This window comes from Mesorhizobium sp. USDA 4775 (assembly GCF_054062655.1).
Genome location: NZ_JBSSFM010000001.1, coordinates 1,573,198 through 1,593,090 on the forward strand (window position 1 = coordinate 1,573,198; position 19,893 = coordinate 1,593,090).

The window sequence follows — 19,893 nt, forward strand, 5'->3', positions numbered from 1 at the left end:
GGATTCTTCTCGTCAAAGCCGCCGCTTCCGTCTACGACGCGACTTAGGCGAGGGAGGAATCGGGATCGGCATGACGCAACCCGTTGCGCAGAATTCCACGATCAGGAACGTGCTTCTGGCCGGCATTCTGCTGATGCTGGCCGGCGACTTCCTGTTTGCGCTGAACGATGCGATGGGCAAGTGGCTGGTCGCCAGCTTTTCCGTCGGCCAGGTGGTGCTGATCCGCTCCATAGGCGCCTTCTTCGTTCTCGGGCCGATGATTGCGCATCAGGGTGCGGCCAAGCTGTTTCGCATGGAACGCCCTGAACTGCAGATCTTGCGTGTCGTCATGACCACGCTCGACACCGCACTTTTCTATGCCGCGGTCGTCTATCTGCCGCTTGCCGACGTCATGAGTTTCTACATGGCGGGACCGATCTATGTCGCGGCGCTCTCGCACCTGTTGCTCGGCGAAAAGGTCGGCTGGCGCCGCTGGGTGGCGATCCTGCTCGGCTTCTGCGGCGTGGTGATCATGCTGAAGCCGTCCTCTGCGGCGTTCTCGCTGTCGTCGAGCTTCGCGCTCGCCGGCAGCATCGCCTTTGCCTTCGCCATCATCCTCAACCGGCGCCTGCGCGGCACCAGCGACACCAATCTGGTGACATGGCAGACGATCGGCACGCTGCTGGTCGGCGGCGTGCTGACCATCGGCGCCTGGCAAACGCCGTCGGCGCTCGATTTCGGCGCCATGCTGCTGCTTGGCATCGTTTCCTGCAGTGCCCATCTGATGATCACGCGGGCGCTCAAGCTGGCCCCGGCCTCGACGCTGGCGCCGCTGCACTACACGCTGCTCCTGTGGGCCGTGGTGTTCGGGCTGGTGTTCTTCGGCGACGTCCCCGGTCCGCGCATCCTGATCGGCTCCGGCATCATCGTTCTGGCCGGCCTGTTCATTTTCCACCGCCAGAAGGTGGTCGACACCACGGTGCCGCCCGAAAACGTGCCGAAGGGCGTGAATTAAAGCGGTTCCAGGAAAGTGTGAGAAGGCTTTCCGTCCGCGATTGCAGCCAAGCAAAGCATACGGCACGTCACACGCAGCCTTTTCAAAGCTCCGCATCTAGCGGCCGAAGGCTATCATCCGGAATTGTTGGAGTTTCCGGTCAGAAAATCCGATATTTACATCGATACTTTGCCGTGTACGTTGCCTTTCGGGCGCTATACGGGATTGATTCTTGCCTGGGAGAGGCTGAATCAACATCTCAAGAAAACTGCGACAGAGGGGGTGATGATGGGAAGTTTTTCCATATGGCATTGGCTGATCGTTTTGATCCTGATCGGCTTGCCGCTGGTGTTTGTTCTAAGAGCAGCGCCAGCCGGTGCGAACCGATTCGGAGAAATGCCGCCTTCGATGAATTTCGGTGAAGCAGTTTCAAGCTTCTTTCGAAATTATGTGAATTTTTCCGGCAGGGCCAGCCGCTCGGAGTTCTGGTATTCCTACCTCTTCATTTTCATTGTCGGTATCGTTCTTGTCATAGTCGATGCCATCGTGAAGAATGAAATCATCTCATCGATCTGGAATCTTGCCATCCTTCTGCCGACGCTTGCCATGACCGCTCGCCGGCTGCATGACATCAACAGAAGCGGTTGGCATCAACTCCTTGCTGGATTGTTCCCCATCGGTCCCATCGCGCTGATCATTTGGTATTGCAAAAGGTCTGACGACACGGTGACTTTGACTGAAATAGAGAGGGTTTTCAGGTAGGCTGGAGCTCCTCCCGCATGGAATTGCTTTAACCCGTACGCACAGCCGCCAGGTGCCGTGAAAACTCCGGCGTCTCCATCAACGCCTTGCAGCGGGCGAAGCGGCCGTCGGCATAGGCCCGGAAATCGTCAACGGGATTTTCGTTGGCAAGCTGGATCAGCCCCCACAGCGTCCAGAGCAGATCGCACATGGCCTTGTAGATGACGACGCGGCCGCGCTCCGCCGGCCGCGCCTCGCCGCCGAAATAGGCGCGCATCAGCTCTTCGTCCTGGTCCGCATCGAACTTGCCTTCCACGCTGAGGTCGCCGAGATCCCAGAGCGGGTCGTTCATCCCCGAATATTCCCAGTCGACGATCCACATCCGCTCGCCCGTATCGAGGAAGTTCTCGCACAGCGGATCGCAGTGGCAAGCGACGAGGGGGAGCGGATGGGCGGCAAGCGCCGAGCGCACGCTGCCGGCCTCGCGCACCACGTCGTGATAGCCGGCTGGCAGGGTGACGTCCTTGGTCGACAGCACCTTGAGATAGTCGTCGATCATCGAAAACAGTTCGAAGCGGAAGGGGAACACCGCACCGGACGCGTGCAGCTTGCGGAAGGCTTCGCCGGCCCGGGCGGGGCTGCCCGCCCTCTCCCTGAATTTCTCCGGCGACATGGTCTGCGCGCCCGCGATGAAGCGCGTCACCATCACGCCGGTATCGGCGTCGGCATGCAGCACTTGCGGGCTGACGCCGGCTTTAGCCGCCTCGCGCGCGGCCACCGCTTCGTTGGCGCGGTTGATGTATTCCTCAGTACCTTTGCCTGGAATGCGCAGGCAGAGATCGCCGGCCCTGAAGACGAGATTGGTGAGGCCGCCAAGTCGCTCCAGCGGCCCGGTATAGTCGGCAAGCATGGGAATGGCGGCCAGCTTTGCCCGCGCTTCGTCTGTCACCATGCCCGCGCCCCCACGCCGTTATTTCTCTCTGCAACGGTTCCACAATTTTCGTCGTTTGGCTATCATCCGATCAAAGGCAACTCGATCAGGCGACACAGCAGCGATGACGGACGGTAAACATTTGGACGCGCTCAGCGCGGCCTACGCAGCCAAACGCCCGGAGGAGGTGGCCGCACTCTATGACCGCTGGTCGCAGACCTATGACGCCGACATGTCGGCCGCCGGTTATCGTCATCCGACGATCTGTCTGGCTCTGCTGACCCGCCATCTGCCGCGCGGCGCGACGCCGTTGCTCGATGCAGGCGCGGGCACCGGGCTCATCGGCGAATGGCTCGATATATCAGGCTATCCTGAAGTCGAGGCGCTGGACATCTCGCAAGGCATGCTGGATCAGGCCGCCCGCAAGGGTGTCTATTCCGCGCTGCATTGCCTCGCGCTCGGCGGCACGCTTCCCTTTGCCGACGATGCTTATGCCGGGATCGTCTCGGCCGGTGTCTTCACTTCAGGCCATGTCGGCGTCGAAGGGCTGGATGAGCTGATCCGTATCTGCCGCCCCGGCGGGATCATCGTGCTGACGGTCAAGAACACGCTGTGGGATCAGGGTTTTGCCGCACGCATCGCCGAACTCGAAGCACAAGGCGTCGTCACCCGTGCCGAGGAAACGCGCCCTTACGTCTCGATGCCGGGCGAAGCCGACACCGTGCCCAGCCGCGGCCTCGCCTTGCGGGTGAACTAGGCTTTTACCCTCCCCGCTGTCGGGTCGAACATCGGCTCGAGATGGATTCTGGCGGGCGTCCGCTCCATTGCGACAACCAGCTCGTAGTCGCCCGCGGCGAGGAAATCGTCGCTCACCCCGTCGCCGTTGCGCACATAGCCGTAGCCGATGTTCTTGCCCAGCGTGTAGCCATAGCCGCCGCTGGTCAGATAGCCGACCGGCTCGCCATTGCGCAGGATGGTCTCCCGGCCGAGCAGCACGATCTCCGGATTGTCGACCGTGAAGCCGGCAAAGCGCTTCTTCAACGGCGCGCCGACAACCTTCTCCAGTGCGCGTCGTCCGACGAAATCGGTGTTCTTCCTGAGTTTGACCGCCCAGCCGAGCCCGGCTTCCTGCGGCGTGTCGTTGGGTGTGATGTCGGATCCCCAGGCGCGGTAGCCCTTTTCCAGCCGCAGCGATTCCAGCGCCCGGTAGCCGACCGGGCGGATGCCGTGCGTCTTGCCGGCCGCCATCAGCACGTCGAAGACTTCGCCTGTCGCGGCGATCGGCACATGCAGTTCCCAGCCGAGTTCGCCGACATAGGTGACACGCAGCGCCCGAATCGTGTGGCCGGCGATGGCGATCTCGCGCACATGGCCGAACGGGAACGAAGCATTCGACACATCGGCATCGGTCACCGCGGCGAGCACGTCGCGCGCCCGCGGACCCATCAGCGACAGCGTGCCGAAATCCTCGGTGACATCGGTCAACTCCGCATCGTGACCCTCACCGATATGGTCGCTGATCCACGAGGCATCATGCGTGCGGAAGCCGGTGCCTGTGACGATGTAGAATTTCTCCTCGGCCAGCCGCGCCACGGTCAGGTCGGCCTCGATGCCGCCGCGCGTGTTGAGAAGCTGCGTGTAGGTCAGCCTTCCGACCGGCTTGCTGACGTCGTTGGCACAGATCCAGTCGAGCGCCTTGGCCGCGTCGGGTCCGCTCAATTCGTATTTGGCGAAGGACGACTGGTCGAAGACGCCGACCTTCTCGCGCACATGCCTGTGCTCGTCGCCGACCGCCGAAAACCAGTTCTGCCGGCCCATGGAATAGAGGTCCCGCGGCTCGACGCCTTGCGGCGCGAACCAGTTCGGCCGCTCCCAGCCGAGCTTCGAGCCGAACACGGCGCGCTGCTGCTTCAGCCTGCCGTAAAGCGGCGAGACGATGCGCGGCCGGCCGCTGGCATATTCCTCATGCGGGAAGCCGATCGTGTAATGCTTGCCATAAGCCTCCAGCGTGCGCTCGCGCACCCATTGGCGGTCGCGATGCAGGTTGGAAAAGCGCCTGATGTCGACCACCCACAGGTCGAGCGGCGCCTCGCCGTCGACCACCCATTGTGCCAGCACCCAGCCGGCGCCGCCGCCAGAGGCGATGCCGAAGGCGTTGAAGCCGGCGCCGACGAACATGTTGGCGCATTCGGGCGCCGTGCCGAGGATGAAATTGCCGTCCGGCGTGAAGCTTTCCGGCCCGTTGATCATCTGCTTGACGCCGACGGTTTCCAGCGCCGGCACACGCGCGATCGCCTGTGTCATATGCTGCTCGAAATGGTCGTAGTCGTCCGTCGAACAGCCGGAACTCCCAGTCATTGGGCACGTCGCCCCCTGGGAGATCGGTCGCCCATGCCTGCGGGTTCGGCTCATAGCCACCCATCACCAGTCCGCCGACCTCCTCCTTGAAATAGGTACGCCGGTCGGGGTCGCGCAGCGTCGGCGCGTCCGTCGCCAGTCCATCGATCTTCTCGGTGATGATGTATTGGTGCTTCACCGGCTGCAGCGGCACGTTGATGCCGGCCATGGCGCCAACCTGCCGCGCCCATTGTCCCCCGCAGTTCACCACCTTGTCGCAGGCGATGTCGCCTTGATCGGTCTTCACCGCCGTGATGCGGCCGCCCTTCATCTCGAAGCCAATGACGCGGACATTCTCGAACAGCTTCGCGCCATGCATGCGCGCGCCCTTGGCCAGCGATTGGGTGATGTCGGAGGGGCTGGCCTGGCCGTCGGTCGGCAGCCAGGAAGCACCGACCAGATCGCCGGTTTCCATCAGCGGCCACATCGCCTTGACCTCGGCCGGGTACAAAAGATGCATGTCCATGCCGAAACTCTTCGCCGTCGTCGCCAGCCTTTTGTACTCGGTCCAGCGGTCGGCATTGGTGGCGAGCCGCAGGCAGCCGGTCATTTTCCAGCCGGTGGCAAGGCCGGTTTCGGCCTCCAGCCCCTTATAGAGGTCGACCGAGTATTTGAGCACCCGGGTGATCGAGGCGGACGAGCGCAATTGCCCGACCAGGCCGGCGGCGTGCCAGGTCGAGCCCGAGGTCAGCTTACCCTGTTCGAGCAACACGACATCGGCCTTGTGGTCGCGCGCCAGATGATAGGCCGTCGAGCAGCCGATAATGCCGCCGCCGATGACGACGATGGCGGCCTGGCTGGGCAAGGTCATGATTTCAGGATCCCGTATTTTGTCCGGTAGTTTTCCAGCGCCGCGTCGAGTCGCACCAGATTTTCCTCGGTGTAGGCGACGTAGTCGATGCCGGGCGCGTCCAGATAGAGTTCCGACACCATGCTCCACATCGCCTCGCGCAGCAGCGAGGCGCATTGCATGGCAGCGTGCGAGCGGCGGATCGCCGCGTCCGGTTCCTTCATGAAATAGGCGGTCAGGAAGGCGAAGGATTCCTCGTCGCTCATGCCGGCATTCGAGGCGACGCCGGCAAGGTCGAACATTGCCGTGTTGAAGCCGGCATATTCGAAATCGATCAGCCACAGCCTGTTGCCGTCGTCGAGAATGTTGGCCGGCAAAAGATCGTTATGGCCGAAGACGATCGGCAGCAGCTTCTGCGCCCGCTCCAACTCGTCGGCCAGCGTCAGCAGGCGCGGCAAGTCGCTGCGCTTGCGGCTGTTGCCTTCCTCGAGCGTGCGCGCATAGTCGCGGATGACGTGGAACACCCAGAACATGAAGCCGGCGCCGGAGACATGGTTCGGCATCTCGCGATGGAAGGATCGCAGTATAGCCGCCACACGGCCGAGATTGGCGCGCACGTCTTCGGCGAGGAAGGTCCTGGCGCCGAGAAACTGCGTCACCAGGATACCGGGTTCGGAATAGTGCACGGCAGGTGCGAAGCCGGCGGCATGGGCAGCCCGCGCGGTCATCACCTCGCGCTCGCGGAAGACATGGTGGAAGGGATAGTCCTGGCCGAAGCGCACGACATGTTTGCCGGCAGCGTCACTGACCACATAATTGGCATTGCTCAGGCCGCCGGGCAGGGGAGCGATCTCGATGGCGCCGGTCCAGCACGGCAGGGCGCGGATGCGATCTTCGGCAATCACGGGATTATCCCTGGTTTGCTGGCCTGGTTTGCTGGGCTTCGACAAGGCGCCATGGACAGCGCGACGAGAGCGGGGAGAAACGCAAATAATCTCGTCGGTGCGGGACGCCAGGATCGGTATCCCGCACCGCACCGACGAGCCCCTTGGCCAGGATTCTGATCCCGGCATCCGCCCCCGCGGATCTGAAAATTCCTTGCGCCAGACGCGTTCAAGACCGCCTGGCCAGTGAGTTGCGGCTCTGCCATCGCCCTCCCGTTGCAGCTCCGAACCTCTGCTGATGCCCTGGATTTCACGCCAGGGTTGCCCGGTTGTCAATAAAAAGATGTGACTTTTTTTGGGTGTTTTGCCCGAAACCAAGGGGCGATATCTTTAAAAGTGCTTGAATTACCTTAAAACCGGTCAAAAGGCGAAGCTTGGGAAACCCAATGATCCATTCAAAACGCCATGGCGAGATCCTGCGTCTGCTGCAGGAAGAAGGAACCGTCACCATCGCCAGCCTGGCCGATCGGCTGGGTGTTTCATTGGAAACCGTGCGTCGCGACGTCAAGCCACTCACCAGCGACGGGTCGGTTCTGAAGATGCATGGCGCCATCGGCCTGCCATCCATGGTCGGCGAGGCGCCGTTCGAACGGCGCATGCGCGAGAATGCCGATGCCAAGCGCATCATTGCCCGCATGGTCGCCGCCACCATCCGCGACGGGGAATCGGTCATGCTGGACACCGGCACCACGACCTCATTCCTGGCCCGGGAACTGCTCGGCCACCGGCGCCTGACGGTCGTCACCAACTCTTCCGATATCGCCCGCACGCTGGCCACCATCAACGGCAACAAGGTCTACATGGCCGGCGGCGAATTGCGCAGCGATTCAGGTGCCGCGTTCGGCACTTCGGCCATCGAGTTCGTCAGCCGCTTCTCGGTCAGCCATGCCATCATCTCCACCGGCGCCGTCGATGCGGTGACGGGGGTCATGGACTACGATCTGGAAGAGGCCGAATTCGCCCGCATGGTGCTGTCGCGTGGCCAGCGTTCGCTCGTCATCACCGACCACACCAAGTTCGGCCGCCAGGGCCTGGTCCAGGTCTGTGGCTTCGACGGCTTTTCCGAACTCGCCACCGACCGTTCGCCGCCGCACGACATAGCCGCGGCGCTGGCGCAGGCCGGCGCGCGGCTCAGCATCGCCGGCGGCGAAGCCGGATTTTAGCCGAACACCAGCGACTGGTGGGCGCATACGCCGGCAAAAGTCCCGCCCGATACAGCGAAGGCGATGTTGTGCATCGCGCGTGCTGCGTCTCCGGCGGCATAGACGCCGGGAATTGTCGTCTGCTGCCGGTCATCGACAGATATCATCGGGCCGAGCAGGCCGTCCTTGAGGCCGCAGCCGAGTTGCTCGGCCAGCGGGCTCGTCATCGTGTTGCGCGGCGCGGTGAACATCGCCCTGACGCCGGCCGTCCGGCCGCCGTCGAGGTGGACGATCAAACCGCCGGAGCTGTCTTCCCTGAGTTCGCTGACGGTCGCGGGTTCGAACCTGACTTTCTTGCCATCCAAAGCGAGCATCTGCTCGGCGTCAGGCTCGATCTGGCCGTTTCCGAACAGCGTGACGTCGCCCCAATCGGCGATCAGCTGCGCCTGATGCATGGACATCGGGCCGGTCGCGAGCACGCCAAGCTGCCCGCCGGAGACCTCGTAGCCGTGGCAATAGGGGCAGTGCAACACGGTCTTGCCCCATTGCTCGGCAAGCCCGTGAACCTCCGGCAGGATGTCGCGCACGCCGGTGGCCAGCACCAGCCGCGCCGCGCCGAATGTCTCGCCGTCATCGGTGGTGATCTCGAAATCGCTGCTGCTGTTGGCGACGGCTCTGTCCGCACGGGCATCGACAAGTCTGGCTGTGGGATAGGCCAGCAATTGCCGCCTTGCATCGTCGAGGATGGCGCCTGGCGTGCGCCCGTCCTGGCCGAGAAAGCCATGCGAATGCGCGGCGAAACGGTTGCGCGGCTGGCCGGCGTCGATCACCAGCACGTTGCGCCGCGCCCGCGCCGCCTGGGTGGCGGCGGACAGGCCGGCAAAGCTGCCGCCGATGACGGCGAGATCATACTGCATGGCTGGAGACTCCGATGAGGTCATAACGGCGGCGGAAATCGGCGGTCAGGTCGGCCAGCGTGATGCGGCTTAGCTTCTCCGCCAGCAGCTTTTCGGCCGCAACGCGAAAATCGTCGAGCACGGCGATCACCGCTTGTTCGACAAGGCAGCCCGGGCTTTCTGGCGCGGTGCTGAACGGCAGCAGCGTCTCGCCAAGCGCGGTGCTGATCTCGGCCAGCGAGATGTTTTCGGGCGCGCGCCCGAGCAGCCAGCCGCCACCATGCCCGCGCGACGAGGTGACGATGCCGGCGTCTCGCAAGCCGGCGATGGTGCGACGCACCACCACCGGATTGGTGTGGATGAAGGTGGCAAGCTGCTCGGAGGTAAGCGCGTGCTCTGGCTTCTCGGCCATGTGGACGAGAATGTGCAAGGTGGAGGACAGTCGGCTGTTGCGTTTCATGTAACTTATTTAGTTACGATTTCAAAGATGTCAAACACGCCAACGCAATTTTGTCGTTTAGGGCAGTGCTATGCCGGCAAGGCGCGAAAACTCATCCGGAAGCGGGCGCCGCTCGGCTTGCCGTCGAGAATCTCGATGCGCCCGCCATGCAACTGCATGATTTCCTGCACCAGGTTGAGCCCGAGCCCGGCGCCGTGATCCTGGCGGGCGCAGCCGGTAGAAGGGCTCGAAAATGCGTTCGCGCTCGGCTGGCGGTACGCCGTCGCCTTCGTCCCGCACCTCGATGACGGCCGGAGCTGTGACACTGACGGTGATCTTGCCGGCGCGCCCGCCGTGCTCGATGGCGTTCTGGACGATGTTGGTCACGGCGCGCTCGATCGCGGTGCGGTCGCCGGTGGCGAAAACCGCTTCCGGTTCCGGCTCGAACGACATCTCGTATCCGGCCGAAAACGCCATCGGCGCGAGGTCGACGATGACGCCGCGCGCGATCGCCACGAGATCGACTTTATCGAACGGTGATGTCTGCCGGTCGAGGCGTTGCAGGTCGAGCAACTGGTCGGTCAGCGTCGAAAGCCGCGCTGCGTCCTGCAGCAGCCGGGCTCGCTCCGGTGTCGCCGGCAGCGAGGCCAGGCGCGTGTTGAGGATGGCGACCGGCGTTCGGAGTTCATGGGCGGCGTCGGTCAGGAAGCGCTTGTGGCGCTCGTAGCCCTTGTCCAGGCGTGCAAGGGCGGCGTTCACCGCCTTGACCAGCGGCGTGACTTCCTTTGGCACATCCTCCAGCGGCAGCTGTACGCCGCGCTGGTCGATGTCGATGCGTTCGGCCTCGGCGGCGGCATGGCCAAGGCCCGATAGCGCGCCGCGCACCACCCACGGCGTCGCGAACAGCGTGGCCAGCGCCATGAGGCCGGCGAGCGGCAATATGCCTTGCAGGAAGAATTGCGGCGCCTGTCCGAGCAGGCGCAGCAGCGAAAGCCCGCCCTTGGTGCCGGTGAATATCTGGAGGTTGCCCGCGGCCGTTTCGGTCCAGCGGATCTTTGCATCCGGTGGCGCGCTCTCGCCGATGGAATGGTCGATACGCGCGTCGCTGATCGTGTCCAGCAGCCCGGCGAAAGGCTGGAAAATGGCCGGCACCCTGCCTTCCTGCAACCGCTGCCCCTGCTTGTCGCGGATGATGAACCAAAGGTCGGGAACATCGGATCGCAGTTTCGTCAGGTCCGAAGTCTCGCGCAGCACAAGCTTGCCGCCCGCATCGCGCGCCACGGCATCCGCCAGCACGTCCATCGTGCCGTCCTCATAGTCGTGCGGAATGAGGCCGGTGGCGAGCAACGCGCCGAGAATACCGACGATGATCAGCGTCAGCATCGCGCATTGCAGCAAGGCGATGCGCAGCACCAGGCTCCATTTGAGCGAACGCGGCCGCTTGATACTCATCGCTTGAGGGTCACGTCGTTTCGCGCAGGAGATAGCCGACGCCGCGAATGCCGTTGATCGTCACCCCGGCATCGGCGTCGGCGAGCTTGCGGCGCAGGCGTGAGACATGGGTGTCGAGTGCATTGGACTGGATCTCGTCGTCGAGGCCGAACACCGCTTCCATCAGCGCCTCGCGCTGCACCATGCGCCCGGTGCGCCGCATCAGCGCCTCCAAGACCAGCAGTTCGCGGCGCGGCAGGCTGAGCGGCTCGCGGCGGATCGCAGCCTCGCGATGTCCGACATCGAGCACCAGATGGCCGGCGCGGATGAACTGCGACTGCAGCGGCGCCGGCCGCCTGAGCAATGCGCGCAAGCGGGCCAGCAATTCCTCGAAGGCGAACGGCTTTGCCAGATAGTCGTCCGCGCCCATGTCCAGCCCATCGACCTTGTCGGACGTGTCGCCCTTGGCCGTCAGCACCAGCACGGGCGTGGTGTTCGCCGCCGAGCGCAATCTCGGCACCAGCGACAGCCCGTCACCGTCCGGCAACTGGCGGTCGAGCAGGATGGCGTCGTAGCTGTCGACGGCAACGAAGCCTTCCGCCTCAAGCAACGTGCCGGCGTGATCGACCACCATGTCGTGGCGCTTCAGCGCGGCACGCAGTGCCGAGACCATTTCGGGCTCGTCTTCGACCAGCAAGATACGCATCCACACTCCCCGGCAACGTGCACACCGCATCGGGCGCTACCGCGCCAACATTGCGTGGACATGGCAAAGCCGAATGGCCGGCGGCCGGCAAGTTCTTTCTTTGCGTCCAAGCTATTGCGCAATGTCTATGCAATCCAGCCACGGCAAACAGCGCCGGTCGGCAGGAACCGCCCATGCCGGCGTCAAGGCGTCGGGCTCGACGATGCAACAGGTTCGGGTCCGACGCCGAAACGAAATCAAGCCGCCGCGCCAAATTGGTTGGCGTACTTTTGTCCGGGATTGAGGTTGCTTATGCCTGCACATGATGCCCTGTCTTTTCTCATGGCGTGGACCGTGGCGCCGTTCAGGATCGGCTCCGTCACACCGTCCAGTTCCAGCCTGGCGGCCTTGATGACAAGCGATATCGGTCCCGAGACCGGCCCCGTGTTGGAACTTGGCCCGGGAACCGGCCCGTTCACACGGGCGCTGCTGTCACGCGGGGTGCGGGAAGAGGATCTGACGCTGATCGAGTCCGATCCGGATTTTGCGGCACTTCTCATGCGTCGCTTTCCCGCCGCCCGGATTTTCGAGATGGATGCCGTCGGCCTGCGCCATCTGTCGCTATTTCCTAGGCCGGTGGCAGGTGCCGCCATCAGCGGCCTGCCCTTCCGCCTGATTTCGCCGCACAAGACGCTTGCCATTCTCGAAGGTGTTTTCGCAAACCTTCGCCCGGGCGGGGCGCTCTACCAGCTCACGCTCGGCCGGCGCTGCCCGTTCGATCAGTCGCTGCTCGACCGGCTAGATCTCGAAGTCACGCGGGTCGGCCATACCTTTCGCAATTTCCCGCCGGCGACGGTCTACCGCGTCGCCAGGATCAAGACGCTCGGGACCTATGACTGGCGCTTCGCATGACGGGTCCGTTGTCGGCCATTCTCGGCTTCGGCCTGTTCGGCGTCTTCTGCCTCGCCTTCACCGAGAAGATCCTCCCGATCCCGCCCTCGCATGTGCTGCTGCTGTTCCTCGGCATGACGGCGGCGCCGGACAGTTCGATGCTGGCGATCCTGCTGGCGGTGACGACGGTTGCCTCCTTCGCCGGCTGCCTTGTCTGGTATGGGGTTGGCCGCCGGATCGGATTCGACCGTGCCGACCGGCTGATCGAACGGGTCGGCAGATATGTCTTCCTGCGCCCGGCAACCTACCGCAAGCTCGGCCAGGCCTATCGCCGCAATCATGTCCGGGTGTCCCTGCTGGCGCAGTTCATCCCGACGGTGCGCAACTATCTGCCGATCGCGGCGGGCGCGCTTTGTCTGCCGGCGCTGCCCTTCGCGATGGCGACGCTGCTGGGCGCCACAATCTGGAATGCTGGCTTCCTCCTGACCGGCTACCTCTTGCGCGGCAGCGGCCAGGATTCCTTCACGGTGGGCTTGCGCATCATCGTCATTGTCGTGGCGCTGGAGACGGTCTGCATGCTTGCATTGCGCTATGGCCCCGCATGGCGGCGGCGCATCAGGCTGGCGCTCGGCTGAGCACCAGTCTCCGGTCATGGGATAAGTTCCGCCATCGGCTTTCCTTCGCCCGGCCGCTGGTGTTTAGTCCGGCCATGGCCTTCACCATCCGCCAGCTGCAGTTCTTCATCGCCGTCGCCGAACAAGGCACGGTGTCGGGCGCCGCACAAAACCTCTCCATCTCGCAATCGTCGGTCACCGAAGCGATCAAGGAGCTCGAAAGCGATCTCGGCGTCGAATTGTTCGAGCGCCATCCGCGCGGCCTCAACATCACCCATAAGGGCCACCAGTTCCTGCGCCACGCGACCAAGATCCTTGCTGACGTGTCCGACGCCCGCCGCTCTTTTTCCGGCGAACAGGCGGTGGCGGGAGGGCGGCTGCAGCTTGGCGTCACCTCGCTGGTCGCCGGCTATGTGCTGTCGGATCTGCTTGCCCGCTACCGCCGCGCCTATCCGGGCGTCGAGGTCTCGGCCATCGAGGACAATGGCGACTACCTCGAACATCTCTTGATCGGCGGGAAGCTGGATATCGCCGTGATGGTGACGTCCAACTTGCGCGACCGCACGGCGCTGCAGTCGGAAATCCTCGAAGTCTCGGCCTATCGGCTGTGGCTGCCGCTCGGCCACCCGCTCGCCGGCGCCGACATCATCGGCATTGGCGACATAGCCGGCGAGACGCTGATCATGCTCACCGTCGACGAGATCGAGGAAAACACGGGAAAGCTGCTGGCGGCGATCGGCGCCAAGCCGCATGTCGCCTTCCGCACTCGTTCGGTGGAAGCGGTGCGCAGCCTGGTCGCCACCGGTGCCGGCGTGGCGCTGCTGCCCGACCTTGTCTACCGGCCATGGTCGCTCGAAGGCGACCGCATCGAATCACGCGATATTTCCGGCTCCTTGCCGGTGGTGCAGGTCGGCATGGTCTGGCGGCGGGGCTCCAGCCTGCCGCAGGCGGCGCGCGATTTCATCGGACTTGCCCAGTCGCAGCGCACGGTCCGCCGCTAGCATGGCCTACTCCAGGCGAACGTCGCCAGTCTCGCGCTTGCGCCTTGTGACGGAAACCGCCTCCGCCCTGAACGGCGCGAGCGGAGCAACCTCGAAGCGGCCGGCGCCCGCAAGCCTGACGGCGCGGCGGAAAGTCGGGCACTCCATCGGCCGGGCGGCCGGACATTTAGCGGCGTGACGCAAAGCCTCTGGCGGCGCCCGCAAGCCTGACGGCGCGGCGGAAAGTCGGAAGGGCGCCAGTTCGGCTTTGCGGTGGAACCGCTAGCATGGCCTACTCCAGGCGAACGTCGCCAGTCTCGCGCTTGCGCCTTGTGACGGAAACCGCCTCCGCCCTGAACGGCGCGAGCGGAGCAACCTCGAAGCGGCCGGCGCCCGCAAGCCTGACGGCGCGGCGGAAAGTCGGGCACTCCATCGGCCGGGCGGCCGGACATTTAGCGGCGTGACGCAAAGCCTCTCGGATCGCCCTCAGGCGCTGGATGATTTGGTCCAGTTCGTTCGCCTTGGCATCGAGGCGCCCTCGATCCATTTTCGGCAGGCCGTCGGGCGTCAGCATCGAGGAAATCTCGTCCAGTGTGAATCCACCGGCGCGTCCGAGCGCGATCAAGGCGAGCCGGTCCAGGACGGCAGGGTCGAACAGGCGGCGTTGGCCGCGACGGCCGATCGAGGCGACGAGGCCCTTCTCCTCGTAGTAGCGAAGTGTGGAGGCGGGCACGCCGGTGAGGCGCGACACCTCGGCAATGTCCACGTCTTTCATGCTTGACCTCAAGTCGGCTTGAACTCGTAGAGTGCTCGCGACGATCGGTTAGAGCAACATGAAAGCGAGGTCCGTTATGCCGCAATCCGCGCCGCCAAACACACGCCAAGCCGCGCTCTGGAACGATGTCAGCGGAAAGGCCTGGGTCGAGATGCAGCCGATCCTCGACGAGATACTGGCGCCGTTCGAGCGGCTGGTGGTCGATGCCGGCTATCCCAGGGAAGGGAGCAATGTCCTGGACATCGGCTGCGGTGCCGGCGCCACGACTCTGGCGATGGCGCGCCGCGTGGGCAACGACGGAAATTGTGTGGGGCTAGACATCTCGCAGCCGCTTGTCGCCCTGGCGACGGAGCGCACGAAGCTGGGAGGGGTAGCAAACGCAAGTTTTGAAGTGGGCGATGCCCAGACATATGCGTTCGAATCCGGGCATTTCGACGCTGTAATCTCCCGCTTCGGTGTCATGTTCTTCGATGATCCCATGGCCGCGTTCACCAACATAAGAAAGGCCGTGAGGCGCCGTGGCAAACTCGCCTTTGTTGCCTGGCGCAGTCCGCTCGAGAATGATTTCATGACGACCGCCGTGCGAGCGGCTGCGCCTTTCCTGCCGCCTGCACCGGCGCCAGACCCCGATGCGCCGGGTCAGTTTGCCTTTGCCGACGGCGCCAAGGTGAAGCGGATCCTGGAAGCGAGCGGCTGGGCTTCGATCGAAGTCGAACAGGCGGACGTCCCGTGTCGGATCGCCCAACGCGATCTGATGGCGTATGCCACCCGGCTAGGGCCGCTCGGCGCCGCGCTGCGCGAGGTTGACCGGGCAACGGCCGAAAAAATCACCACGGTGTTACCGGCTGCGTTCGCGCCTTTCGTTAAGGACGGTGAGGCTCGCTTTAACGCCGCTTGCTGGCTGGTGACCGCGCATGCTTGAGGCGGTGGCTGTCTATCGGAAAAACCGATATCGTCGTTCTGATAAATGAATTTGCGAAACCGGAATTTTCCAAGCACGTTCGGTTTCAGGGACCAAAGCCGCCAGCAGAGCGGCATCAAGTCCACAGGACGAACTGATATGTTTTTCAGTCCGCGCGTGATCTGGCGAAAACCGGAGCGGTTTCGGGGCCATGCGCCAAAATGGGAGATCGATGATGAATTCATTCCTGAAGTCGTGCACGGCGCTGACGGTCGCGCTGACCTTCTCCGGTCAGGCCATCGCCCAGGTCAAGGAACTCGGCAAGGGCGAGGGCCAGGTCAACATCGTTGCCTGGCCGGGCTATATCGAGCGCGGCGAGACCGACAAGGGCTATGACTGGGTCACCGCCTTCGAAAAGGAGAGCGGCTGCAAGGTCAACGTCAAGACCGCCAACACCTCCGACGAGATGGTCTCGCTGATGAACGAGGGTGGCTTCGACCTCGTCACGGCTTCGGGCGATGCCTCGTTGCGCCTCGTCGCCGGCAAGCGCGTACAGCCGATCAACACCGATCTCATCCCGAGCTGGAAGACGGTTGACGACCGGCTGAAGGACGCCCCCTGGTTCACCGTCGACAAGGTGCATTACGGCGTTCCTTACCAGTGGGGGCCGAACATCCTGATGTACAACACCGAGGTGTTCAAGGAAGCGCCGAAGAGCTGGAACGTCGTCTTCGAGGAGATGAAGCTGCCGGACGGCAAGTCTAACAAGGGCCGCGTCCAGGCCTATGACGGGCCGATCCACATCGCCGATGCCGCCAACTATCTGATGTTCCATAAGCCGGAACTCGGCATCAAGGATCCCTACGAACTCAACGAGGACCAGTACAAGGCAGCGCTCGAACTGCTGCGCGTCCAGCGCACGCTGGTCGGCCGCTACTGGCATGACGCCGCCATCCAGGTCGACGATTTCCAGAATGAAGGCGTCGTCGCCTCCGGGTCATGGCCGTATCAGGTCAACACGCTGGTCGCCGCCAAGAAGCCGGTTGCCTCGACCGTGCCGGAAGAAGGCGTCACCGGCTGGGCCGACACCACCATGATGGAAGCCGACGCGGCGCATCCAAACTGCGCCTATATGTGGCTCGAACATTCGCTGTCGCCGAAGGTGCAGGGCGATGTCTCGGCCTGGTTCGGATCGCTCCCTGTCGTTCCCGCCGCCTGCAAGGGCAACGAACTCCTGACCGACGAAGGCTGCAAGACCAACGGCTACGACAATTTCGACAAGATCAAGTTCTGGAAGACGCCGGTCTCGAAATGCGTCACCCAGAACGACAAGTGCGTGCCTTACTACCGCTGGGTGTCGGACTATATCGGCGTCATCGGCGGACGGTGATTCCGCGTCGCTGAGAGCATAGCGCTGCCCCTCACCCTTTCCCTCTCCCCGTGAAGAACGGGAGAGGGGTGTCGCGCCAGCGTTTCCGCCAAGTCCCTTCTCCCCGTCACTATACGGGGAGAAGGTGCCGGTAGGCGGATGAGGGGCAGCACCGCCGCCTGAATTTGATGAGCCTGACAGATCAGGACAGCCCATGACATCAGCCGTCTCCTTCCAGAAAGTCTCGCGCCATTTCGGCAGCGTTCGCGCCGTCGACGCGGTCGATCTCGACATCGCGCCGGGCGAGTTCTTCGCCATGCTCGGGCCTTCCGGGTCCGGCAAGACGACATGCCTTCGCCTCATCGCCGGCTTCGAGCAGCCGACTTCGGGCTCGATCTCGATCTTCGGCGAGCGCGCCGAGGGCGTGCCGCCCTATCGCCGCAACGTCAACACCGTCTTCCAGGACTACGCGCTGTTCCCGCATCTCAATGTGCTTGATAACGTCGCCTATGGGCTGATGGTCAAGGGCGTGGGCAAGGCCGAGCGGCACAAGGCGGCCGAGGAGGCCCTGTCGCTGGTGCGGCTGCCAGGCTACGGCGCCCGCCGCCCCGGCCAGCTTTCCGGCGGCCAGCGCCAGCGCGTCGCGCTCGCCCGCGCTCTGGTCAACCAGCCCAAGGTGCTGTTGCTCGACGAGCCGCTCGGCGCGCTTGACCTCAAGCTGCGCGAGAACATGCAGGAGGAACTGAAATCGCTGCAGAAGGCGCTCGGCATCACCTTCGTCTTCGTCACCCATGACCAGGGTGAGGCGCTGTCGATGGCCGACCGCGTCGCCGTCTTCAACGACGGCAGGATCATGCAGATCGGCACGCCGGAGGATATTTATCAGCGGCCGAGAACCCGCTTCGTCGCCGATTTCGTAGGCTCCTCCAACGTGCTGCCGCCGGATTTCGTCCAGCGTTATTCCGGCCAGCACCGCTGGGGCAGCCTCCGCCCCGAATCCATTCGCGTCAGCCGCGCTGCAAGCGGCGAAGGCGTCGCCGCCCGCCTGATCTCGACCAACTATCTCGGCGCCACCACCAGGCTGGCGCTCGATGCCGATGGGTTGAAGCTGCACGCCGTGGTGCCAGCCGGCACGGCGCTGCCTGCCGAGGGCGAAGCGGTGGTGCTCACCTTCAACCGCGAGCACCTGCATCTGATGGATGAGCCGGCATGAGCGTCGACGCCACCATGCCGCGCGCCACGGCTCCTGCCATCCTGCCAGGCAGCGGCGGCATGCGCGGCGCGCTGTCGGACCTGTTCTGGCGCCGGCCGCAACTGCTTCTGCTGCTCATGCTTTTGCCGCCGGTGCTGTGGCTCGGCATCGTCTATATCGGCTCGCTCTTCGCGCTGCTGGCACAGAGCTTTTTCTCCATCGACGAGTTCTCCGGCCTCATCAACCGCCAGTTCACGCTGAAGACCTATGGCGACCTGTTGCAGGCCGCCAATCTCGACATCATCCTGCGCACGGTGACGATGGCGGCTCTCGTCACCGTGGCCTCGGCCATCGTCGCCTTTCCGATCGCCTACTATGCCGCGCGCTATGCCCGTGGCCGCTGGAAGGCGCTGTTCTATCTCGGCGTCATGCTGCCGCTGTGGTCGAGCTATCTGGTCAAGATCTATGCCTGGAAGCTGATCCTGGCCAAGGAAGGTATCCTCACCTGGCTCTTCGCCAAGTTGCATGTGCTGTGGCTGCTCGAGGCCTGGCTGGCGTTGCCGGTCGTCGGCGGCAACTCGCTGTCGGTGTCGTTCACCGGCACCTTCATCGTCTTCGTCTATGTCTGGCTGCCCTTCATGATCCTCCCGGTACAGGCGGCCCTCGAGCGCGTGCCCGGCAATCTGGTCGAAGCCTCCTCCGATCTCGGCGCTTCGCCCGGCCAGACCTTCCGCAACGTGCTGTTCCCGTTGGCGCTGCCCGGCATTGTCGCCGGCTCGATCTTCACCTTCTCGCTGACATTGGGCGATTACATCATCCCACAGATCATCGGCACGTCGCGCCTGTTCATCGGCCAGGCCGTCTATTCGCAGCAAGGCACCGCCGGCAACATCCCGCTCGCCGCCGCCTTCACCGTGGTGCCCATCGTCATCATGGGTTTCTACCTCTGGGGCGCCAAGCGCATGGGGGCTTTCGATGCGCTCTGACCGTGGTCAATCGGCTCCGCTCGGCTTGAAGATCGCCGCCGCTTGCGGCCTGCTCTTCCTGCATTTGCCGATCCTGCTGATCTTCGTCTACGCCTTCACCACCGAGGAGAAGAGCTTCGTCTGGCCGCCGCCAGGGCTGACCACGCAGTGGTTCGCCGTCACATGGAACCGGCCTGACGTCTGGGAAGCGCTGTCGCTGTCGGTGCGCGTCGCCACCATCTCGACGGCGATCGCACTGGTGCTCGGCACGCTGTGCGCCGCCGCTGTGTCACGGACGAAATTCTTCGGCCGCGAGACCATCTCGCTGCTGGTCATCCTGCCGATCGCGCTGCCCGGCATCATCACCGGTATCGCGCTCCGCTCGGCCTTTTCGCTCGCCGACATTCCTTTCTCGTTCTGGACCATCGTGCTCGGCCACGCCACTTTCTGCGTGGTCGTCGTCTACAACAATGCGGTCGCCCGTTTCCGCCGCACATCCGGTTCGATGATCGAGGCGTCTATGGATCTCGGCGCCGACGGTTTTCAGACCTTCCGCCATGTCGTGCTGCCCAACATCGCCACCGCGCTGCTTGCCGGCGGCATGCTCGCCTTCGCGCTGTCCTTCGACGAGGTCATCGTCACCACCTTCACCGCCGGCCAGCAGCAGACCGTGCCGATCTGGATGCTGGAGGAGCTGATCCGCCCGCGCCAGCGCCCGGTCACCAATGTCGTGGCCATGGTCGTCGTGCTGGTGACGCTGCTGCCCATCCTGTTTGCCTATTACCTCACCCGCGACGGCGACCAGATCGCCGGTTCGGGCAAATAACGTCAGTTCGT

General features: G+C 63.9%; 18 protein-coding genes and 2 pseudogenes. 12 read left to right on the forward strand and 8 right to left on the reverse strand.

The genetic code is table 11. From position 1 onward, the window contains the following. Positions 1–70: 70 nt before the first annotated feature. Both ACVILI_RS07805 and ACVILI_RS07810 read left to right on the forward strand, forming a co-directional pair. Positions 71–994, forward strand: a complete 924-nt coding sequence (locus ACVILI_RS07805) for a DMT family transporter (protein ID WP_019862930.1) — start codon at positions 71–73, stop codon at positions 992–994. A 267-nt stretch (positions 995–1,261) separates the two neighbouring features. Next, the gene (locus ACVILI_RS07810; protein ID WP_051726957.1) at positions 1,262–1,735 is read left to right on the forward strand and encodes a DUF805 domain-containing protein; all 474 of its coding nucleotides are present in this window, start codon (positions 1,262–1,264) and stop codon (positions 1,733–1,735) included. 28 nt (positions 1,736–1,763) lie between these two features. On the opposite strand, the gene ACVILI_RS07815 is transcribed toward ACVILI_RS07810, so the two are convergent. Further along, positions 1,764–2,666, reverse strand: coding sequence for a phosphotransferase family protein (locus ACVILI_RS07815; protein ID WP_019862932.1), 903 nt, complete (start codon positions 2,664–2,666; stop codon positions 1,764–1,766). Between the two features lie 103 nt (positions 2,667–2,769). On the opposite strand from ACVILI_RS07815, the gene ACVILI_RS07820 reads away from it, so the two are divergent. Then, a complete protein-coding gene (locus ACVILI_RS07820; RefSeq protein WP_038651863.1) occupies positions 2,770–3,402 on the forward strand; it encodes a class I SAM-dependent DNA methyltransferase in 633 nt (210 codons plus the stop codon). Here the strand turns inward: ACVILI_RS07820 and ACVILI_RS07825 are convergent. Both ACVILI_RS07825 and ACVILI_RS07830 read right to left on the reverse strand, forming a co-directional pair. Further along, a pseudogene (locus tag ACVILI_RS07825) lies at positions 3,399–5,853 on the reverse strand (GcvT family protein). The gene ACVILI_RS07820 and the pseudogene ACVILI_RS07825 sit on opposite strands and share 4 nt — an antisense overlap. Beyond that, positions 5,850–6,737, reverse strand: coding sequence for a phosphotransferase family protein (locus ACVILI_RS07830; protein ID WP_038651869.1), 888 nt, complete (start codon positions 6,735–6,737; stop codon positions 5,850–5,852). The pseudogene ACVILI_RS07825 and the gene ACVILI_RS07830 overlap by 4 nt, the downstream one beginning before the upstream one ends. Before the next feature lie 425 nt (positions 6,738–7,162). Between ACVILI_RS07830 and ACVILI_RS07835 the strand changes: the two genes are divergently transcribed. After that, a complete protein-coding gene (locus ACVILI_RS07835; RefSeq protein WP_019862936.1) occupies positions 7,163–7,939 on the forward strand; it encodes a DeoR/GlpR family DNA-binding transcription regulator in 777 nt (258 codons plus the stop codon). Here the strand turns inward: ACVILI_RS07835 and ACVILI_RS07840 are convergent. From ACVILI_RS07840 to ACVILI_RS07855, 4 genes and pseudogenes are all read right to left on the reverse strand, one after another. Next, positions 7,936–8,835, reverse strand: a complete 900-nt coding sequence (locus ACVILI_RS07840; RefSeq protein ID WP_038651872.1) for an NAD(P)/FAD-dependent oxidoreductase — start codon at positions 8,833–8,835, stop codon at positions 7,936–7,938. The genes ACVILI_RS07835 and ACVILI_RS07840 overlap by 4 nt on opposite strands. Then, positions 8,825–9,274, reverse strand: a complete 450-nt coding sequence (locus ACVILI_RS07845; protein ID WP_038651875.1) for an RrF2 family transcriptional regulator — start codon at positions 9,272–9,274, stop codon at positions 8,825–8,827. Before ACVILI_RS07845 ends, ACVILI_RS07840 begins: the two co-directional genes overlap by 11 nt. A 68-nt stretch (positions 9,275–9,342) precedes the next feature. Continuing rightward, a pseudogene (locus tag ACVILI_RS07850) lies at positions 9,343–10,705 on the reverse strand (sensor histidine kinase). A gap of 10 nt (positions 10,706–10,715) precedes the next feature. Further along, a complete protein-coding gene (locus ACVILI_RS07855; RefSeq protein ID WP_038651880.1) occupies positions 10,716–11,390 on the reverse strand; it encodes a response regulator transcription factor in 675 nt (224 codons plus the stop codon). 291 nt (positions 11,391–11,681) lie between these two features. Between ACVILI_RS07855 and ACVILI_RS07860 the strand changes: the two genes are divergently transcribed. From ACVILI_RS07860 to ACVILI_RS07870, 3 genes are all read left to right on the forward strand, one after another. Next, the gene (locus tag ACVILI_RS07860; protein ID WP_038651882.1) at positions 11,682–12,281 is read left to right on the forward strand and encodes a class I SAM-dependent methyltransferase; all 600 of its coding nucleotides are present in this window, start codon (positions 11,682–11,684) and stop codon (positions 12,279–12,281) included. Then, positions 12,278–12,895, forward strand: coding sequence for a DedA family protein (locus ACVILI_RS07865; protein WP_038651885.1), 618 nt, complete (start codon positions 12,278–12,280; stop codon positions 12,893–12,895). Before ACVILI_RS07860 ends, ACVILI_RS07865 begins: the two co-directional genes overlap by 4 nt. Before the next feature lie 74 nt (positions 12,896–12,969). Then, positions 12,970–13,875, forward strand: a complete 906-nt coding sequence (locus ACVILI_RS07870; protein ID WP_019862944.1) for a LysR substrate-binding domain-containing protein — start codon at positions 12,970–12,972, stop codon at positions 13,873–13,875. A 271-nt stretch (positions 13,876–14,146) separates the two neighbouring features. Here ACVILI_RS07870 and ACVILI_RS07875 read toward each other — a convergent pair whose 3' ends face one another. Further along, positions 14,147–14,629, reverse strand: a complete 483-nt coding sequence (locus ACVILI_RS07875) for a helix-turn-helix domain-containing protein (RefSeq protein ID WP_019862945.1) — start codon at positions 14,627–14,629, stop codon at positions 14,147–14,149. A gap of 76 nt (positions 14,630–14,705) precedes the next feature. Between ACVILI_RS07875 and ACVILI_RS07880 the strand changes: the two genes are divergently transcribed. The 5 genes from ACVILI_RS07880 (at position 14,706) to ACVILI_RS07900 (ending at position 19,882) form a co-directional block, all read left to right on the forward strand. Then, on the forward strand, positions 14,706–15,551 hold the full coding sequence (locus tag ACVILI_RS07880) for a class I SAM-dependent methyltransferase (protein WP_038651891.1): 846 nt from the start codon (positions 14,706–14,708) through the stop codon (positions 15,549–15,551). A 214-nt stretch (positions 15,552–15,765) separates the two neighbouring features. Further along, entirely contained in the window at positions 15,766–16,920 is a 1,155-nt protein-coding gene (locus ACVILI_RS07885) for an ABC transporter substrate-binding protein (RefSeq protein WP_027047698.1), read from the forward strand. Between the two features lie 193 nt (positions 16,921–17,113). Next, the gene (locus tag ACVILI_RS07890) at positions 17,114–18,112 is read left to right on the forward strand and encodes an ABC transporter ATP-binding protein (RefSeq protein ID WP_038651894.1); all 999 of its coding nucleotides are present in this window, start codon (positions 17,114–17,116) and stop codon (positions 18,110–18,112) included. 14 nt (positions 18,113–18,126) lie between these two features. After that, positions 18,127–19,077, forward strand: coding sequence for an ABC transporter permease (locus ACVILI_RS07895; RefSeq protein WP_208645779.1), 951 nt, complete (start codon positions 18,127–18,129; stop codon positions 19,075–19,077). Then, positions 19,067–19,882 carry an ABC transporter permease gene (locus ACVILI_RS07900; protein ID WP_019862950.1) on the forward strand — a complete coding sequence of 272 codons (816 nt, stop codon included), beginning with the start codon at positions 19,067–19,069 and terminating at the stop codon, positions 19,880–19,882. Before ACVILI_RS07895 ends, ACVILI_RS07900 begins: the two co-directional genes overlap by 11 nt. Positions 19,883–19,893 lie beyond the last annotated feature (11 nt).

Coding starts and splice junctions, on each gene's coding strand:
- ACVILI_RS07855 (WP_038651880.1), bottom strand. CDS start 11,390: ATGCGTATCTTGCTGGTCGAAGACGAGCCCGAAATGGTCTCGGCACTG.
- ACVILI_RS07885 (WP_027047698.1), top strand. CDS start 15,766: ATGAATTCATTCCTGAAGTCGTGCACGGCGCTGACGGTCGCGCTGACC.
- ACVILI_RS07900 (WP_019862950.1), top strand. CDS start 19,067: ATGCGCTCTGACCGTGGTCAATCGGCTCCGCTCGGCTTGAAGATCGCC.
- ACVILI_RS07860 (WP_038651882.1), top strand. CDS start 11,682: ATGCCTGCACATGATGCCCTGTCTTTTCTCATGGCGTGGACCGTGGCG.
- ACVILI_RS07840 (WP_038651872.1), bottom strand. CDS start 8,835: ATGCAGTATGATCTCGCCGTCATCGGCGGCAGCTTTGCCGGCCTGTCC.
- ACVILI_RS07865 (WP_038651885.1), top strand. CDS start 12,278: ATGACGGGTCCGTTGTCGGCCATTCTCGGCTTCGGCCTGTTCGGCGTC.
- ACVILI_RS07870 (WP_019862944.1), top strand. CDS start 12,970: ATGGCCTTCACCATCCGCCAGCTGCAGTTCTTCATCGCCGTCGCCGAA.
- ACVILI_RS07875 (WP_019862945.1), bottom strand. CDS start 14,629: ATGAAAGACGTGGACATTGCCGAGGTGTCGCGCCTCACCGGCGTGCCC.
- ACVILI_RS07845 (WP_038651875.1), bottom strand. CDS start 9,274: ATGAAACGCAACAGCCGACTGTCCTCCACCTTGCACATTCTCGTCCAC.
- ACVILI_RS07880 (WP_038651891.1), top strand. CDS start 14,706: ATGCCGCAATCCGCGCCGCCAAACACACGCCAAGCCGCGCTCTGGAAC.
- ACVILI_RS07835 (WP_019862936.1), top strand. CDS start 7,163: ATGATCCATTCAAAACGCCATGGCGAGATCCTGCGTCTGCTGCAGGAA.
- ACVILI_RS07895 (WP_208645779.1), top strand. CDS start 18,127: ATGCCGCGCGCCACGGCTCCTGCCATCCTGCCAGGCAGCGGCGGCATG.
- ACVILI_RS07815 (WP_019862932.1), bottom strand. CDS start 2,666: ATGGTGACAGACGAAGCGCGGGCAAAGCTGGCCGCCATTCCCATGCTT.
- ACVILI_RS07890 (WP_038651894.1), top strand. CDS start 17,114: ATGACATCAGCCGTCTCCTTCCAGAAAGTCTCGCGCCATTTCGGCAGC.
- ACVILI_RS07820 (WP_038651863.1), top strand. CDS start 2,770: ATGACGGACGGTAAACATTTGGACGCGCTCAGCGCGGCCTACGCAGCC.
- ACVILI_RS07810 (WP_051726957.1), top strand. CDS start 1,262: ATGGGAAGTTTTTCCATATGGCATTGGCTGATCGTTTTGATCCTGATC.
- ACVILI_RS07805 (WP_019862930.1), top strand. CDS start 71: ATGACGCAACCCGTTGCGCAGAATTCCACGATCAGGAACGTGCTTCTG.